We start from the raw sequence: 15,821 nt of genomic DNA on the forward strand, positions 1-15,821 counted from the left end.
TTTTGTATGCAAAAGAACAAAAAAGAAAATAATAAGCATATCACTCAACCAAAAGGGGGATCTTCGAATGTTCCGCTTTCTCAACCAATTATTCGGACGGGAAAATGATCAAAAACAACAACGCAACAATCAACAAGGACAAAATAAAAACCAAGTCGAAGAACTGATGAATGAAGTGGGGCGTGAATTGGGTGTGAATGAAAAAACGCGTTCAACCAATCAGGACCCCAAGCAATTGGCGGAACGGATGAAAGAGGAGATCAAAAAACGGAAGTAAAAGGTGTTGAGTGAGGAGAGTACCCGGTCTGAAGCGGGTACTCTTTTTATGTTTAACAAAATCCAACGAACCCGGATTCCTTTGTCCGAATGAAAATCCGCCCAGCAGAAGGGGTTGAAATGCGTTGTTTGTGCCCGGACATGCCTCCATCGCGTTTGATTTTATTGCGGACTTCGTGTTTGATGTTACTGAGGGAGTGAATCCGGATGCATTCCAATTCCAACCATGAAATGATTCACTTTACGAGTTGGCGGAAGCAATGGCAGCGGCAAAAAGAAAAAGAGTTTCAAACCATGCTTCAAGAAGTGGAGAAGTGGTCCCGGCGGTTGATTTCCATCCGGGAAAAGATGCGGGCTCTTTATTGGTTTCAGCAATATACCGGTTACCAATGCACCAAAGAATCAACAGAGGACATTCTCCCCGAACAAATCTTTCAGCAGTGGTTGTTGTATGACTATTTCAATGTCAAACAAGAAAGGATGGTGGAATTCGTACTGAAAGAAGCCAAGCTTCATGATTATTGGGAATATGCTTCCAAGTTGATGGCGTCTTATTATTCGTTATATGAGATGCAACAAGAAGGCCAAACGGTGAAGCTTCGCTCTTTGCTGGAAGATGCCACCGAATGCCGTGTTGAGTGGTCCGGGACGGATGGACCGAAGGCAGGGTGCACATACTATGCCTTGTTGAGGCCGGTCAAGGTGGGAGTCCGGTGTTATCCGTTAAAGCCGGTTGTTCTTTTGACAAAAGAGCAAGCACAAAGGATACAGGCATGGGCTTTTGAAAGGCGGAAAAACCGGACGGTTCCGGTGCGGATCTGGATGAAAGGCGAAGGGATGGGGCTGTTTCGGTTTGTTTTTTGAATCAATGAATGGAGGGTTCAGCAATGGGGAAAGTGGATTTACATGTGCATACGACGGCTTCGGATGGCTTGTTTTCTCCGGCCGGTGTGGTGAAACTGGCGGAGGAAGCCGGGTTGAAAGGGATTGCCATCACGGACCATGATACCGTCGAAGGGATCGAAGAAGCCCGGGCGGAAGGAAAAAAACGGGGAATTGAGGTGGTGCCCGGAGTGGAAATCAGTACAATGTGGCAGGGGAAAGAAATTCACATGCTGGGATACCATATGGATGTGCATGACAGCCGTCTCCTCAAAATATTAAAGAAACAGCAAGAAGCCCGGTATCAACGCAATTTGAAAATCATCGACCGCTTAAACGAGTTGGGCATTCCGGTGACTTATGAGGAGGTCATCGCCAAAAAGAAAAGAAATGCCCGAAAAAATCCGGGGAGGCCGCATATTGCCGAAGTGTTGATCGATAAAGGCGTCGTCAAAACGATGGACGAAGCGTTTGATCAGTATCTGGGGAAAGACGGGAAAGCTTATGCGGTGGTTGAGCGGATTTCTCCGTTTGAAGCGATCGAATGCATCCATCAAAGCGGAGGAGCAGCCGTCATTGCTCATCCCGGTCTTTATGAGCAAGACGACTTGATCCCGCTCCTGGTGGAAAAAGGATTGGATGGCATAGAGATCAACCATCCGGATCATCCGGCCGGTCAAAAAAGACATTATGAGGAGTTGGCGGATCAACTGGGCGTGCTGAAAACAGCGGGCTCGGACTTTCACGGAGAGCGAAACGGTTCCATGTATCATGCGCCGCTGGGTACATGCACCACAGACATCTCCGTCATCGAGGACTTGAAAAAACAGCGCCTGTATCTTTAAAGATTTTTTTCCATCCGCATGTGTAAAATCCCGGCATCTTCAAACGGGGTGCCAAAAGCGGTATAACCCAACTTCTCGTAAAAGGGCAACGCGGACACTTGCGCATACAGCAAGATTTTTTTGGCTCCTTTTTGCCGGGCGAAGGTTTCCAATGCCTGCATTAATTTCGTGCCGGCACCGGTTTTCCGGTATTCTTTTAAAACGGCCACTCTTTCCGCTTTGCCCGTATCATGGTCAAGAAAACGGAGGCGGCAGGTTCCGACGGGAACATCTTCCAGCCAGGCGAGGAAATGGACGGATTTTTCTTCCCATTCGTCCATTTCCAAGTCTTTTGGCACTTGTTGTTCCTCGATGAACACCTTGGTCCGGATCGAATAGACAAGCTCCATCTCTTTGGAGCCGGTCGCTTGTTTTACGGTGGTGTCAGCCAATTGCAAACCTTCCTTTCTCAGTTCCTGGCCAGCAAGAAAGATTGATGAATGCTCCAAGAACCGTTTTCCAATTGGTACATCAAATGAAAACGGTCAATTTTTGATTCCATTTGCACATTTTTCATCCGCAAGCTTCCGTAAACATCATGCAACTCATCTTCCGCCATTTTTTGACCGATCGTGAGATGAGGGATGTATTTGTAGGGAGCCTCGACGCTTTCAAACACTTCACTGATTTTGTTGTGCAATTCAACCAAAGGCTCTCCGTTTTCAATGGCATAATAGATGGTGTTGCTGGTGGGATGAAAGTGGCTGATTTTATGGAATTTAATTTGAAAAGCTTTGACTTCTTTGGCGATCCTCTCCAGATCTTGAACCGCTTTTTCGAGTTTGTCGTCAGAAAGTTCGAATTTCTCTTTTAAAGTGATATGCGGGGGAATTAAGGAATAATGCGGATCATAGCGTTTTCGTAAAGCGTTTACTTTGTCTTGGACATGTTTCTGTGGAAAGGCAACAATGCCGTAGTACATCTGAATCCCTCCTCGAAATTGGTGACTCCTTTTATTATAACTTTTCTTGAAGCAGAACGCATCCTCGATCGCAAAGAATAAGACAGGCCGCAAAGATCCGGCCTGCCTGCTCAGAGGAGGGAATGTAGAGGTGTTGCCATGGTTGTTTTATTTTATGCGTATCACATTGAACGGTTATGAAACCAGGCGAAAATATGCGTTTATCCAGGCATGAAATGGAAGCGCCGCGGAAAAAATAGGCATACAAGGAGGGTGTGAAAAATGACAAAGTGGATTTATTGGGCCAAATTGTTTGACAGTTCGTTTCAAGCTCGCTGCCTGGCAACACGCATGCAGGAGGATTGGTGGCTGTACGGTTACGACAGTCCGGAGGAAGTGGAAGTGTTCCGCTCCAAAAAAGGGAAATACGGGGTGCGGTACATATGGAGAAAAAAATTTTAAAAAACCCCTTGCATGTTCCGGAGAATTATTGTATATTAGAAAATGTCGCTGATGACGAAACAACAAACGACGCGGGGTGGAGCAGTCAGGTAGCTCGTCGGGCTCATAACCCGAAGGTCGCAGGTTCAAATCCTGTCCCCGCAACCAAATATGGAGCTGTGGTGTAGAGGCCTAACATGCCTGCCTGTCACGCAGGAGATCGCGGGTTCGAATCCCGTCAGCTCCGCCATTTTTAATGGGCCTATAGCTCAGTTGGTAGAGCAGTCGGCTCATAACCGATCGGTCACAGGTTCGAGTCCTGTTGGGCCCACCAGATTATTCCTTTCAAAACTTGGGCAGTTAGCTCAGGGGGAGAGCGCTTCCTTGACACGGAAGAGGTCGTTGGTTCGATTCCAATACTGCCCACCAAACCGAGCCCCTTCTCTGCGAAGGGGTTTTTGCTTGATGAATAGATATGGTTGGTCAGATCCGTTTCAAAATTGACGCCGGCCGGAGCCCGCTTCTTATCATGGGGGAGTTCCATGAGGGAGGCGGGCTTTTTGTGTCTCCGTCCAATCCTAGTTGCCCGGACCGGACAAAAACCTTTGATTTCAATACGAATGAAATATCCGGAAACCAAAGCAAGGAGGGATTGGATGAAGCGATGGATTTTATGGGGGGCAACGCTTTTGTTCGCCGGGGGAATGTTGACGGGTTGTTCCGTGCAGGGACAAAAGGCGGAGCCAAAAGCGGAAAATCCCCCGACAGCCAGTGATGCCAAAGAGAAACAAGAACCAACCAAAGAGGAAAACGTATTTCAGACCGGGGAAACGGCGTCGGTTGACGGGCTGGAGATCACCGTCCAAAGCGCCGCTTTAAAAGACGGGAACAAATATATTCCGCCGGAGAAGGGAAAAGTGTTGGCGGTTCAATTTCAGTTGGCCAACCGGAGGGATGAACCGGTGCGTGTTGGGGTGGAAGCGTTTAATTTATATGATGAGGACGGAAATGCACTGCAAAGTTATTTCTCCTACGATGACGGGTTTATGGAGGCTGAATTGCAAAAAGGGGAGACGAAAAAAGGTGTCCTGTATTTTGATGTCCCCCAAAAAGAAAAATATGTACTCCTTTATAAGCCCGATCTTACCGGAGAAGAAGAAGTCAAATTTGAAGTGACTTTGCAACCATCATGATGACCAGATTTCAGGATCCGGGCAGGGAGAAACGGTAACTCCGCTTGCCCGCTTTTTTGTGGGGAAGCGATTTTACCAGAGTGTAGGAAAATGGTTTAATAGGAGTCAAGCGGGCTCAAACCCAAAAAACAGATAAAGTGGGGAATCGGATCGATGAATGGGAAAAATGCCATCCGCAGCCGGTTTGATCAGGTGAACCGGTTCAGCATTCATTGTTATACAGCCGGTCTGGATCAAAAAGGACCGCCGGTTGTCTTGTTGCACGGGGGAGGCATTGATTCCGCACACTTGTCTTGGGGAGGAGTGCTGGCGCCGTTGTCGGAAAATTTTCAGGTGTATGCGCCGGATCTTCCCGGTTATGGCAAAAGCGACAAGCCGGATATCACTTACTCCCTTGATTTTTACGTCGGTTTTTTGAAGGAGTGGATGGAGCATCTCGGTTTGAACCGGATCCGCTTGGTCGGATTGTCGCTGGGGGGAGGGATTGCCATCCGCTTTGCGGCCATGTATCCAGGCAAAGTGGACCGGTTGGTTCTGGCGGCTCCCTATGGTATATTCAACAAGTTGAAATTCCACCGGCTTTCTTACCTTTATGTCAAGACCTGCCTCAATGAACTTTCGTACAAATGGTTGCGAATCCGTCCGTTGGCCAGGTTGAGTTTATTATCCGGTCTGTTCTATGATGAGAAGAAACTGACCGGTGAACTGTTTGAGGAGATTTATCAGTGCGTTCTCGATGCATCAGCGGGAAAAGCATTTATTTCTTTTCAAAGAAGCGAACTGACTTTGCGGGGGATTCGTTCGGATTTGACCGAAGAGTTGGCCCGGATCCAAGCTCCTGCATTAATCATTCAGGGAAAAGAGGATCCCGCGGTGCCGACCGTTTATGCCCGGAAAGCCCACGAACGGATTCCTTGCTCCCGACTGGCGGTCTTTGAACAATGCAAGCATTGGCCGCAAAGGGAATTTCCGGACAAGTTCGTCCGGCTTGTCACGACGTTTTTTAATCAGGAATAACATTTTCAATCAGGTGATCGGATGAAATACCATTATGAAACCGAAAAAAAAGATTATCGTGATTTTGCCAGCGGGCGGGTGTTGTACAATGTCCCCGGTTCCGCGCCTTTTCCCGTCCGGTTGGCAAGCGAGATTTTTTACCGGGCACAATCTTTTTTAAATGAGGAAATAAACGGGTTCAAGCTCTATGATCCGTGTTGCGGGTCGGGATATTTGTTGACCGTGTTGGGTTTTTTGCACGCTTCCAAGATCCGCGAAATCGCGGCTTCGGATGCTGATGAAAAGATGGTGGCGTTTGCACGGAAAAATCTTTCCTTGCTTTCTTTTGAAGGGCTTCGCCGCAGGGAAGAAGAAATCCGGAAATACGTGGAGGAGTATGGGAAACCTTCGCATATGGAAGCGTTGGACAGTGTCCAGGTGTTAAAAACATATTTGAAGGAGGAACCCATCCCCATCACTTGTTTTCAGAGGGACATCACGAAGCCGGATAACCATCCGGTCCTTCAGGCCCAGGTCATCATCACCGATCTTCCATACGGGAACCTGGTTTCCTGGCGTGGAAATGATGACAATCCGGTCCGATCCCTGTTTAAAAATCTGCGGAAAGCGATGGACTTAAACAATTCCGTCGCCGTCATCATTGCCGGTCAGAAGATCAAACCGGAGCATGAGGGGTTCAACCGGGTTCATCATTTTAAAGCCGGCAAACGGCATGTTTCATTTTTTAAACCGGTTTCATCATGAATGATTTCAGCCTTTTGATCAAAAAAAGCTGTCTGTGATTTCACAGACAGCTTTCAATTTCTTATTGAGAGACGGATTTTGCGGCATTGACACGGCCGTGTGCCCAATATTGGCCGGTTCCGGAGATTTTGTCAGCCGTTCCTTCGATGGCTTGACGGATTTCACTGGCGCTTTTGCCTTGGGAGGCAAGCAAAGCTGCTTGACCGGCAACCAGCGGAGTGGCCATGGAAGTTCCGGAAGCCGTTTGGTATCCCCCGCCGGGAACCGTGGACAAAATGTTGACCCCCGGAGCGGCTACATCCACCCAGCTTCCATAGTTCGAGAAGGAAGCGATTCTATCGTTGGAGTCGGTTGCGGCCACCGCGATGGCTTTTTCATAATAAGCCGGATAGCTGGGAGCGCTGGTCGATTCGTTCCCGGCTGCCGCCACCACAACGGCTCCTTTGCTTGCGGCATAGTTTACGGCATCTTCCAAGGTGGAAGCGCCTTGGGGAGATCCCAAGCTCAAGCTGATCACGTCGGCACCTTGGTCAGCGGCATGGGTGATTCCTTGTGCAACGGAATCCAGGGTACCGGATCCGTTCGCATCCAAAACACGTTCTGCCAGAATTTTCACTTTCGGAGCCATACCGGCAATCCCGACGCCATTGTTGGTCAAAGCAGCCGCGATTCCGGCGCAGTGCGTTCCGTGCATATTTTCATCCATGGGGTCGTCATCGTTGTCAACGAAATCTTTTCCTTTCACCACTTTTCCTTGCAGGTCGGGATGGGTGTAGTCAACCCCGGTGTCCACGATGGCCACTGTCACATTGGAAGAACCTTGGGTGACATCCCAGGCTTCTTCAGCGCCGACGAGTTGGGGGGCATATTGCTCGCTGTATCTGGGATCATTCGGAGTGAAAAAGGCATGCACTTCATGGTTGGGTTCCACATATTCCACATTGGGGTTGGATTGGTATTGTTTCAGGACATCTTCAAGGTTTTGACCTTCGTTTACTTTCACCACTTGATACCCCAGTTGTTTATTGGTGGAGGTGATGGTGGCTTTTGCTTTGGCGTGCAAGGTGGAAACGGCAGAAGCGGTTGCGTTTTGTTTGAATTTTACGATGATTTCCTGAGGCTGTTTTTGAACCGTCTCCGCGTTGGCGTTGGATACGGTCGGAATGGACATAAACGTTCCCAATGCAAAGATGGCCGCCAGAGACAAGACACGTTTCAGCAATGGGCTCATCCTTTCTATACTAAAATATTTTCAGTAAGGATTCTATTTTCAATTTGTTACAAAAGTTTAACGAATTTTATTCATTATTGTAAAAATGAATTTATATTAAAAAATAATAAAACCAACCTTTCAAAAAATAAATATCCGGGTTCCCGCCGGGAAGTGCGGAAGGGTCTCCTTGTGACAGGCCGAAAGGCGGATTGCAATCTTCCACCCTTTTTTCCATCGTATGAAGGCCATGAGAGATGAGTTCAGGATTCTTTCCGTGCTATAATGGGCGTGACGAATCGATGACGGGTGAAAATATGGATCAAACAAAACTCAAGATGTTGATACAAGCAGCCAAAATGTATTATCAGGAGGATTACAATCAGCAGGAAATCGCCAACCGGTTGGGAGTTTCGCGACCGACCGTGTCGCGCCTGTTGCAGCAGGCCAAGGAAGAAGGCATTGTGCGGATTGAAATCGTGGATCCTTCGCTTCGTCTGAACCAACTTGCAGCTGCTTTAAAAGAAAGATACCGGATGAAAAAAGTGTTGATTGTACCGGTTCACAAGTACGACGAAAAAACGGTAAAAAAAATGCTGGGCAGGCAGGCGGCCTTGTACTTGGACCAAATCGTTGCTGACGGGGATTTGATCGGGGTTGCCTGGGGAACGACCTTGTACCAGGTTGCGCTTCATTTGAAGCACAAGCCGGTCAACCATGTGCATGTGGTGCAATTGAAAGGTGGTGTCAGTTATTCGGCGGAGCATACTTATGCTTCGGAAATTATGCAGAGGTTCGGGCAGGCTTACGGAACGATTCCGCATTATCTCCCGCTTCCCGCCATTGTCGACAAGGCGGTGGTGAAAGAAGCCATCGAGGCCGACAAGCACATTCAAAAACTGCTGGAAATGGGGAAACAGGCAAATATTGCGGTTTATACCGTCGGGGAAGCGTTGTCCGATTCCTTGCTGTTCCGGTTGGGCTATCTGAACGAGGAAGAGTTGAAACTGCTCTCCGCCAAAGCCGTCGGCGATATTTGTTCCCGGTTTTATGATGAAAACGGAAAAATTTGCGATGAACGTTTAAATCAACGAACCATCGGCATCGAATTGGACGAATTGAGAAAAAAGGAGCACTCTGTTCTGGTGGCGGGAGGATTGAATAAAGTGAAGGCGATCCGCGGGGCTTTGAAGGGACGGTATGCCAACGTGTTGATCACGGATCAGTACACGGCCCAATTGCTTCATGAACAAAGCGGCGGAGACGACGATTCGGGGCATTCGGATTGAATGCTCTTTTTTTTATTTTTCGTTTCGCCGATCATAATAAGAAGAAAGAGGAATTGGAACGCTGTTGGTTTTACATTTGTTAATATTTTAATTTACATATGTTCAACCCTTTGATATATTGGCTTTGAAGGCAAATGGAATGAGTCGGACGGGCTTGTGCGATAAAGAATGAAGGGAGTCGTTAAGAACATGCGGATGATCGATTTGATCGAAAAGAAAAGAGACCAAAAGGCATTGACCGAAGAAGAGATTCGGTTTTTGGTGCAAGGTTACACCCGGGGAGAAATTCCGGATTATCAAATGGCCTCCTTTTTGATGGCGGTTTATTTTCAAGGGATGACTCCCGAGGAAACCGCTCATTTTACCATGGAAATTGTCCGCTCGGGAGAGCAAATCGATTTGTCTTCCATCGAAGGGATCAAAGTGGATAAGCACAGTACCGGAGGTGTGGGAGACACCACCACATTGGTGCTGGCGCCGCTGGTGGGTTCGGTCGGCGTGCCGGTTGCCAAAATGTCCGGCCGCGGACTGGGGCATACCGGCGGAACAATTGATAAACTTGAATCCTTTCCCGGATTTCATGTCGAGGTGGACAATGAGGAATTCATCCGGCTGGTGAATCAAAATAAAGTCGCCGTCATCGGCCAGTCCGGAAAGCTGACGCCTGCCGATAAAAAGTTGTATGCCTTAAGGGATGTGACCGGAACCGTCAATTCCATTCCGCTGATTGCAAGCTCCATCATGAGCAAAAAAATTGCTTCCGGTTCGGATGCCATCGTATTGGATGTGAAAGTGGGAGCAGGGGCTTTCATGAAGAGCATGGAAGATGCGCGGAAACTTGCCCGGACCATGGTGGAAATCGGCGACAATGTGGGAAGGAAAACCATGGCGGTGATCTCGGATATGAGCCAGCCGCTCGGTTTTGCCGTCGGAAATGCCCTCGAAGTCAAAGAAGCCATCGACACGTTGAAAGGAAAAGGGCCGAAAGATCTGGAAGAGCTCTGTTTGACATTGGGCAGCCACATGGTTTGCCTGGCCGGCAAAGCCCAAACTCCGGAAGAAGTCGGATCGATGCTCAAAGAAGCCATGAACAACGGAAAAGCGCTGGAAACCATGAAGCAATTCATCCGGGCGCAAGGCGGGGATGACCGGTATGTCGATCATCCGGAGCAGTTGTTGACGGCAAAGTACACGTTGGAAGTGAAAGCAAAAGAGGACGGATATATCTCCGAAATCACTGCCAATGAAATCGGAACGGCCGCCATGATGCTGGGAGCCGGACGGGCGACCAAAGAATCCGAAATCGATTTGGCGGTGGGATTAGTGTTGAACAAAAAGATCGGTGATTCTGTCCGCAAAGGAGAGACACTCGTTACCATTTACAGCAACCGTTCGTCGGTGACGGACGTCATTGAAAAAGTGGAACAGGCTTATGCGATCAGCAAACAACCGGTTCAACCACCAGTTTTGATTCACGACATTGTTCAAGGATGACAGGAGGAAAACGAAATGGAAAAAAGTCAAATTGCCAAACTGATCGACCACACTTTGTTGAAACCGGATGCAACCAAGGAACAGATTGTCCGACTGGCGGAAGAGGCCAAAAAATATCATTTTGCGTCCGTATGCGTCAATCCGGTTTGGGTTCCGCAAGTCTATGAAATTTTAAAAGAGACCGATGTGAAGGTGTGCACGGTGATCGGATTCCCTCTCGGGGCAACCACACCGGAGACCAAAGCCTTTGAAACCCGCAACGCAATTGAAAACGGGGCGACGGAAGTGGATATGGTGATCAATATCGGTCTGCTGAAATGCGGCCGGGATGACGAGGTGGAAGAAGACATTCGCGCCGTGACCAAGGCGGCCGAAGGAAAAGCATTGACCAAAGTGATCATTGAAACCTGCTTGTTGACGGATGAAGAAAAAGTCCGGGCATGTGAAATCGCCGCCAGAGCCGGGGCCGATTTCGTCAAAACGTCCACCGGGTTTTCAACAGGAGGAGCCACCGTGGAAGATGTCGCACTGATGCGCAAAACGGTGGGAGACAATTTGGGAGTGAAAGCATCCGGAGGCGTCCGCAGCCTGGAAGATCTGATGAAAATGGTTGATGCCGGAGCCAACCGCATTGGAACCAGTTCCGGAGTCAAAATCATGGAAGAAAAATAAGCTTTGAAGCAGAAAGGTTGAGAGCCATGGACCGTGACCAACTGATTGAGGAAGCCAAAAAAGGGATGGAACGTGCCTATGTCCCTTATTCCAAATTTAAAGTCGGCGCCGCCCTGTTGACCAAAGAGGGGAAAGTGATCCGTGGGGCCAATATTGAAAACGCTTCTTACGGGCTGACCAATTGTGCCGAAAGGACCGCCGTCTTCAAGGCGGTTTCAGAAAACGAACGTTCTTTTTCCGCCATCGCGGTGGTGGCGGATACTGACGGGCCGGTTTCGCCTTGCGGGGCGTGCCGTCAGGTGCTCTCAGAGTTTTGCGATTCGGACATGCCGGTTTATCTGTCCAATTTGAAGGGGGATGTCATGGAGACGACCGTTGGGAAATTGCTTCCCTATTCGTTCTCCAAAAAAGATTTATAAATCCACGGTCTGGTGAGCCTTGCGAAGTCATTTCGCAAGGTATTTTTAATTAAAAGAAAATTAATTATTTTCTACATATATTTATTGACATAAAATAGTGTTTTTTCTAATATTAAGAGGAGCACCCCAAATGTCAGGTGTTCATGAATTTCATGATTCCACCGGTGTTTTGAGATCCTCAAGAAGACAGATAAAAAAGGGGGAAACAATTTGAGTATACTGATTTTTAACCGATTGCCCCATTATGACGTTCCTTATAACCAATGGTTGAAGGAACTGAATGAGGATCTGTATCTCATGACAAACACCACTTATGCCAAGGATTTTACTCAATATGCCCAAGTTTTTGCGTTTGAAAATTATGATTATAATTCTGCCATTGAATTTCAAGCTTTGCAATTGTACCGCGAACATCCGTATCACACCATCATTGCAACGGCCGAACGGGATATCCTGCGGGCAGCCAGGCTGAGGGAATATTTGGGGATCGAAGGGCAATCTTGGGAAAGTGCCATCGCGTTCCGCGACAAAGTCAAAATGAAATCCATTTTAAGCAAGGCCCATATCCGGGTCCCTCAATACGCCCGTTTGAACTCAGCCATTGATTTGTATGAGTTTATTCAGGATCATCATTATCCGGTGGTGGTGAAGCCGGTTGACGGAATGGGTTCCAGAAACACCACCATTCTGGAGAATGACCGCGACACCATCCGGTATCTGACGAAAGGCTTGGAGCATAATCTGGAAGTGGAACAATTTATTGAGGGAGAAATGTACCATATTGATGGTTTGATTCTTTACGGCGAAATCGTTTTGTGCTGGCCGTCCAAGTATTTGAACGATTGCCTGGCTTTTCACGAAGGCAAATATTTGGGAAGTTATTTGTTGTCGCCGCAAAATCCGTTGACGGCGCGGATGCAAGAATATGTTTGTTCCGTTTTGAAAGCGATGCCGACGCCTGAGCACACTTCTTTTCATGCCGAAGTGTTCCATACCCCGGATGATGAATTGGTTTTGTGCGAGGTGGCTTGCCGCACCGGGGGGTCCCGGATTTGCGAGGAGTATCGCCAAGCTTTCGGGGTTGATTTGACGAAATTTTCTGTACAAGCCCAGTGCGGGATTCCGGTTCAGCTGCCAAAACAGTTGCAGAAAGAGAAAAAGCCAAAAACCCAATTCGGTTTTGTCGGGATTCCCCCGAAATACGGCACGTTTGTAAAGGGGCCCCGGGCGGAAGAATTGCCGGAATGGGTCACGGAATACCGGTTGCTTGCCAAACCGGGGCAATCTTATGCCGGAGCCACCACGAGCGTCGATTACATCGTGACGATGGTGGTTACCGGACGGACGGAACAAGAAGTGCTCAGCCGGATTGAAGAGGCGGTCGAAATGGTGAACAGAAAAACGGAGTGGAAATAGATCGGCATGGTCTTGGATATTTTTATCCAAGACTTTTTTCTTTGAGTGTATGATGGAGATAGAAAAACAAAGCGTTTGAAAAGGAGGAATTGGATGAATCAAGACGCATGGATCACCAGCCCGTTGGGAGTGGGGGCCGTGATCACTTTACTGATTTGGTTTTCCTTTTGGCTGGATAAAAAATACCGCTTTTTCTCTTTTCTCGGAACCGCGATTCTGGTAATCACCGGCGGGGCGGTTTTGGTGAATTTGCATGTGATTCCTTCTTCTTTGGGGGAATCAAATCCCGTTTATCAATTTGCCGGGGATTACGGCGTGCCGCTGGCCATTGTCCTGTTACTGTTATCCACGGATTTTCGAAATTTGCGCCGATTGGGAAAACCGGCGTTCATCGCTTTTGGCCTGGCTGCCATCGGCACCATTTGCGGGACGGTGTTGGGAGGTTTTTTGACGGCCGGGCAGATCGGGGAAGAGAGTTGGAAAATCACCGCCCAATTTGCGGCCAGTTACATTGGCGGCGGGATTAATTATGCAGCGGTGGGAAAAGCGCTTGAAACATCGGAAACCATGTATGCGACCGGAGCTGCCGCCGACAACATCATGACCAACGTCTGGATGGTTGCGACCGCCGTGATTCCGGTGTTGCTCCGCGGCTTCTACCCTTCGCTTCAGGACAAGGAGTGGAAAGGGGAAAAAACCGGTGAAGATTTTTTTCAACCCAAAAAAGTGACGATCTTTGATCTGGCGGCGATGCTTGCGGTTGCGTTTTCCATTGTGGCGGTTTCCGAATGGGTCACGCCTTGGATTCAGCAAGCCACCGGCCTTGAAATCCCTAGTGTGATTTGGTATACCACATTGGCTCTGTTGATGGCCTGGTTTACGCCGGTCTCCCGGTTGCAAGGGGGAGAGGCGATCGGGAATTATTTGCTTCATCTGTTTTTTGCCTCCATGGGTGCCGGGACCCTCTTGAGTACATTGGTGGAAAAGGGGCCGGTGGTGTTTCTCTTTCTCGTTTTTGTCATCGCCACGCATGCACTGATTGTTTTTGGTGCGGGGAAATGGTTTAAACTGGAAGTGGAGATGTTGGCCGTGGCCAGCCAGGCGGCCATCGGAGGTCCGTCGACGGCCCTTGCACTGGCGTCGTCCAAAGGTTGGGCTTCATTAATGACTCCCGCCGTGTTAATGGGGATTTTCGGTTACGCGGTGGGCAATTATATCGGGATCGCGGTGGGGAACTTCATGAGAATGATCCTTTGAGCCATTGGGTTTCGCTCAAAGGATCCCCATCCTTGGGTAGCCGGTGCGGTCGTCCGTCTGTGTCTGCCCAAGGAAAAACCCGGTATGTGGATGAACCTTCCTGTTCCGGAGGATCCGGTTTCACCGCATGAGAAAACCCGTTTCCACGATCACTCTCCCGGACCCGTTTCTCCATCCGTTTCCGGACCGGCCGGAGTCGGGGGGATGCTTTTGGGTTGGGGCAGGTTTTCCACTTGGTTCAGTTTCTTTTTCATGGTTTCCGTTTGCCGGCTCGCCTGGCCGATGGTTTTTCCGGCTTCTTCAATTTTTCTTTGTGCTTTGGCCAGATAGTCCCCGAACCGGTACAAATCATTTTTTAAAATGCTGAGCCATTCCCAGGCTTCATGGGTGTGTTTTTCGATTGCCAAAGTGCGAAATCCCATTTGCAAACTGTTCAAAAAAGCGGACAATGTTGCCGGCCCGACAATGGAGACGCGGTATTGGCGCTGAATGCTTTCCCATAAACCCGGACGGCGCAAGACTTCGGCATACAAACCTTCCAAAGGCAAAAATAAAATGGCAAAGTCCGTTGTTTTCGGGGGCGATATATATTTTTCGCTGATCTTTTTGGCTTCTTGTTTGACCCGGTTTTCCAGATTTTTTCCGGCCTGGGTCATTTGATGGACGTCGCCGCTTTCCTGTGCTTCCAGAAGGCGCTGGTAATCTGCGAGGGGGAATTTGGAGTCGATCGGCAACAATACAAATTTCCCTTCTTCCTGTTTCGAAGGCAGTTTGATGCAAAATTCCACATTTTCCTTGCTGTTTTCTTTGACACGCACATTTTTTTCATACTGTTCTGAAGACAACATTTGTTCCAAAATGTTTTCCAATTGGATTTCGCCCAAAACCCCGCGGTTTTTGACATTTGATAATATTTTCCGCAGATGGTCCACACCGGTGGCCAGATTTTGCATTTCCCCCAAGCTTTTATGTACTTGTTCCAAGCGTTCGCTGACCAGTTGAAAGGATTCGCCGAGCCGTTTTTCCAAGGTATCGTGCAACTTTTCATCCACGGTTTTCCGCATTTCCTCCAGTTTTTTCTGGTTTTCGGTTTGGATGGCCGCCAGCTTTTCTTCCACTTGGGTCCGGAGATGATCAAATTTTTGTTCGTTCATCCGGGTCAGATCATTCAGTTGTTTGGAAAAGCTGTCCAGAAGATCTTTTTGTTGCGATGCCGATTCGCGGAGCGTGGATAATGTGGCTTTGGTCAACGTGGTGAAAGACTGCTGCAATTCTCTCCGGTTTTCCAGTGAAGACGTATTCCATTCCTGGCGGTTGTACCCCATTTCTTCCCGTACTCTTTTTTCCAATTTTTCTTGCTGGTCCTGGAGTGTTTGCAGCTGGTAAAAAAGATCGTTCCAGGGATTTTCTTTCGTTTCCGTGAGCGATTGCCGGTACAAAAGATAGAGAATCCCCCCGTTCAAAAGAAGAGAGAGGATGGCGATCAGTGTACTCACCCTGCATCCCACCTTTTTGTCTTTGGTTAAAAATTCCTTCTCTTATTATAGCGATCTTTTTTTCTTTCGTCTCCGGGAGCGGACGGTTACGGGCCGGATTTGTCATTTTTTTAGGTGTCGGAAAAAATTTAACAGTTTACCGGGCCAAAGCAGTGTTTTTCCCTAATTGTGACCAGATTGATCCATGTTGTTCAATAAATCTTTTAGAATACGGACCGTGGAATCTTGAC

The 15,821-nt window shown here is 48.3% G+C and carries 17 protein-coding genes and 4 tRNA genes; 17 read left to right on the plus strand and 4 right to left on the minus strand.

Translation table 11 applies throughout. The features are described from left to right. Positions 1-67: 67 nt before the first annotated feature. From I8U21_RS06325 to I8U21_RS06335, 3 genes are all read left to right on the plus strand, one after another. Complete coding sequence (locus tag I8U21_RS06325; RefSeq protein WP_181730883.1) at positions 68-277, plus strand: hypothetical protein; 210 nt, start codon at positions 68-70, stop codon at positions 275-277. Positions 278-483: 206 nt separating this feature from the next. Then, positions 484-1,140: a hypothetical protein gene (locus tag I8U21_RS06330; RefSeq protein WP_198053538.1), complete on the plus strand. Its 657-nt coding sequence runs from the start codon at positions 484-486 to the stop codon at positions 1,138-1,140. Positions 1,141-1,163: 23 nt separating this feature from the next. After that, on the plus strand, positions 1,164-2,003 hold the full coding sequence (locus I8U21_RS06335) for a PHP domain-containing protein (protein WP_232337551.1): 840 nt from the start codon (positions 1,164-1,166) through the stop codon (positions 2,001-2,003). On the opposite strand, the gene I8U21_RS06340 is transcribed toward I8U21_RS06335, so the two are convergent. Both I8U21_RS06340 and I8U21_RS06345 read right to left on the minus strand, forming a co-directional pair. Continuing rightward, a complete protein-coding gene (locus tag I8U21_RS06340; RefSeq protein WP_232333826.1) occupies positions 2,000-2,434 on the minus strand; it encodes a GNAT family N-acetyltransferase in 435 nt (144 codons plus the stop codon). The genes I8U21_RS06335 and I8U21_RS06340 overlap by 4 nt on opposite strands. Before the next feature lie 17 nt (positions 2,435-2,451). Further along, complete coding sequence (locus tag I8U21_RS06345) at positions 2,452-2,964, minus strand: 2'-5' RNA ligase family protein (RefSeq protein ID WP_181730880.1); 513 nt, start codon at positions 2,962-2,964, stop codon at positions 2,452-2,454. 261 nt (positions 2,965-3,225) lie between these two features. Here I8U21_RS06345 and I8U21_RS06350 point away from each other — a divergent pair, with 261 nt between their 5' ends. From I8U21_RS06350 to I8U21_RS06385, 8 genes are all read left to right on the plus strand, one after another. After that, a complete protein-coding gene (locus I8U21_RS06350) occupies positions 3,226-3,405 on the plus strand; it encodes a hypothetical protein (RefSeq protein ID WP_037995063.1) in 180 nt (59 codons plus the stop codon). A gap of 70 nt (positions 3,406-3,475) precedes the next feature. Further along, positions 3,476-3,552, plus strand: a tRNA-Met gene (locus tag I8U21_RS06355). A gap of 5 nt (positions 3,553-3,557) precedes the next feature. Further along, positions 3,558-3,634 (plus strand) — tRNA-Asp (locus I8U21_RS06360). Between the two features lie 8 nt (positions 3,635-3,642). Continuing rightward, positions 3,643-3,718: transfer RNA gene (locus I8U21_RS06365), tRNA-Ile, on the plus strand. A gap of 20 nt (positions 3,719-3,738) precedes the next feature. Beyond that, positions 3,739-3,813: transfer RNA gene (locus I8U21_RS06370), tRNA-Val, on the plus strand. Positions 3,814-4,040: 227 nt separating this feature from the next. Beyond that, entirely contained in the window at positions 4,041-4,577 is a 537-nt protein-coding gene (locus I8U21_RS06375; RefSeq protein ID WP_198053540.1) for a DUF4352 domain-containing protein, read from the plus strand. A gap of 153 nt (positions 4,578-4,730) precedes the next feature. Next, a complete protein-coding gene (locus I8U21_RS06380; RefSeq protein ID WP_181730878.1) occupies positions 4,731-5,594 on the plus strand; it encodes an alpha/beta fold hydrolase in 864 nt (287 codons plus the stop codon). Positions 5,595-5,615: 21 nt separating this feature from the next. Continuing rightward, positions 5,616-6,338, plus strand: coding sequence for a hypothetical protein (locus I8U21_RS06385; RefSeq protein WP_198053541.1), 723 nt, complete (start codon positions 5,616-5,618; stop codon positions 6,336-6,338). A 61-nt stretch (positions 6,339-6,399) separates the two neighbouring features. Here I8U21_RS06385 and I8U21_RS06390 read toward each other — a convergent pair whose 3' ends face one another. Further along, positions 6,400-7,509 (minus strand): S8 family peptidase, encoded by a 1,110-nt coding sequence (locus I8U21_RS06390; protein WP_370527042.1) that lies wholly within the window; start codon positions 7,507-7,509, stop codon positions 6,400-6,402. Positions 7,510-7,865: 356 nt separating this feature from the next. On the opposite strand from I8U21_RS06390, the gene I8U21_RS06395 reads away from it, so the two are divergent. From I8U21_RS06395 to I8U21_RS06420, 6 genes are all read left to right on the plus strand, one after another. Next, a complete protein-coding gene (locus tag I8U21_RS06395; protein WP_198053542.1) occupies positions 7,866-8,837 on the plus strand; it encodes a DNA-binding transcriptional repressor DeoR in 972 nt (323 codons plus the stop codon). A 189-nt stretch (positions 8,838-9,026) separates the two neighbouring features. Then, positions 9,027-10,331, plus strand: coding sequence for a pyrimidine-nucleoside phosphorylase (locus I8U21_RS06400; RefSeq protein WP_198053543.1), 1,305 nt, complete (start codon positions 9,027-9,029; stop codon positions 10,329-10,331). 15 nt (positions 10,332-10,346) lie between these two features. Next, complete coding sequence (gene deoC, locus I8U21_RS06405) at positions 10,347-11,003, plus strand: deoxyribose-phosphate aldolase (RefSeq protein WP_181730874.1); 657 nt, start codon at positions 10,347-10,349, stop codon at positions 11,001-11,003. A 26-nt stretch (positions 11,004-11,029) separates the two neighbouring features. Next, a complete protein-coding gene (locus I8U21_RS06410; RefSeq protein WP_181730873.1) occupies positions 11,030-11,422 on the plus strand; it encodes a cytidine deaminase in 393 nt (130 codons plus the stop codon). A 210-nt stretch (positions 11,423-11,632) separates the two neighbouring features. Further along, positions 11,633-12,838, plus strand: a complete 1,206-nt coding sequence (locus tag I8U21_RS06415) for an ATP-grasp domain-containing protein (protein ID WP_181730872.1) — start codon at positions 11,633-11,635, stop codon at positions 12,836-12,838. 93 nt (positions 12,839-12,931) lie between these two features. Continuing rightward, on the plus strand, positions 12,932-14,095 hold the full coding sequence (locus I8U21_RS06420) for a DUF819 family protein (RefSeq protein WP_198053544.1): 1,164 nt from the start codon (positions 12,932-12,934) through the stop codon (positions 14,093-14,095). Positions 14,096-14,244: 149 nt separating this feature from the next. Here I8U21_RS06420 and I8U21_RS06425 read toward each other — a convergent pair whose 3' ends face one another. Next, positions 14,245-15,591, minus strand: coding sequence for a DNA recombination protein RmuC (locus I8U21_RS06425; RefSeq protein ID WP_198053545.1), 1,347 nt, complete (start codon positions 15,589-15,591; stop codon positions 14,245-14,247). Between the last annotated feature and the right edge of the window lie 230 nt (positions 15,592-15,821).

It is taken from the genome of Thermoactinomyces sp. CICC 23799, assembly GCF_016055145.1.
In the GTDB taxonomy this organism is placed as follows: Bacteria; Bacillota; Bacilli; order Thermoactinomycetales; family Thermoactinomycetaceae; genus Thermoactinomyces; species Thermoactinomyces intermedius.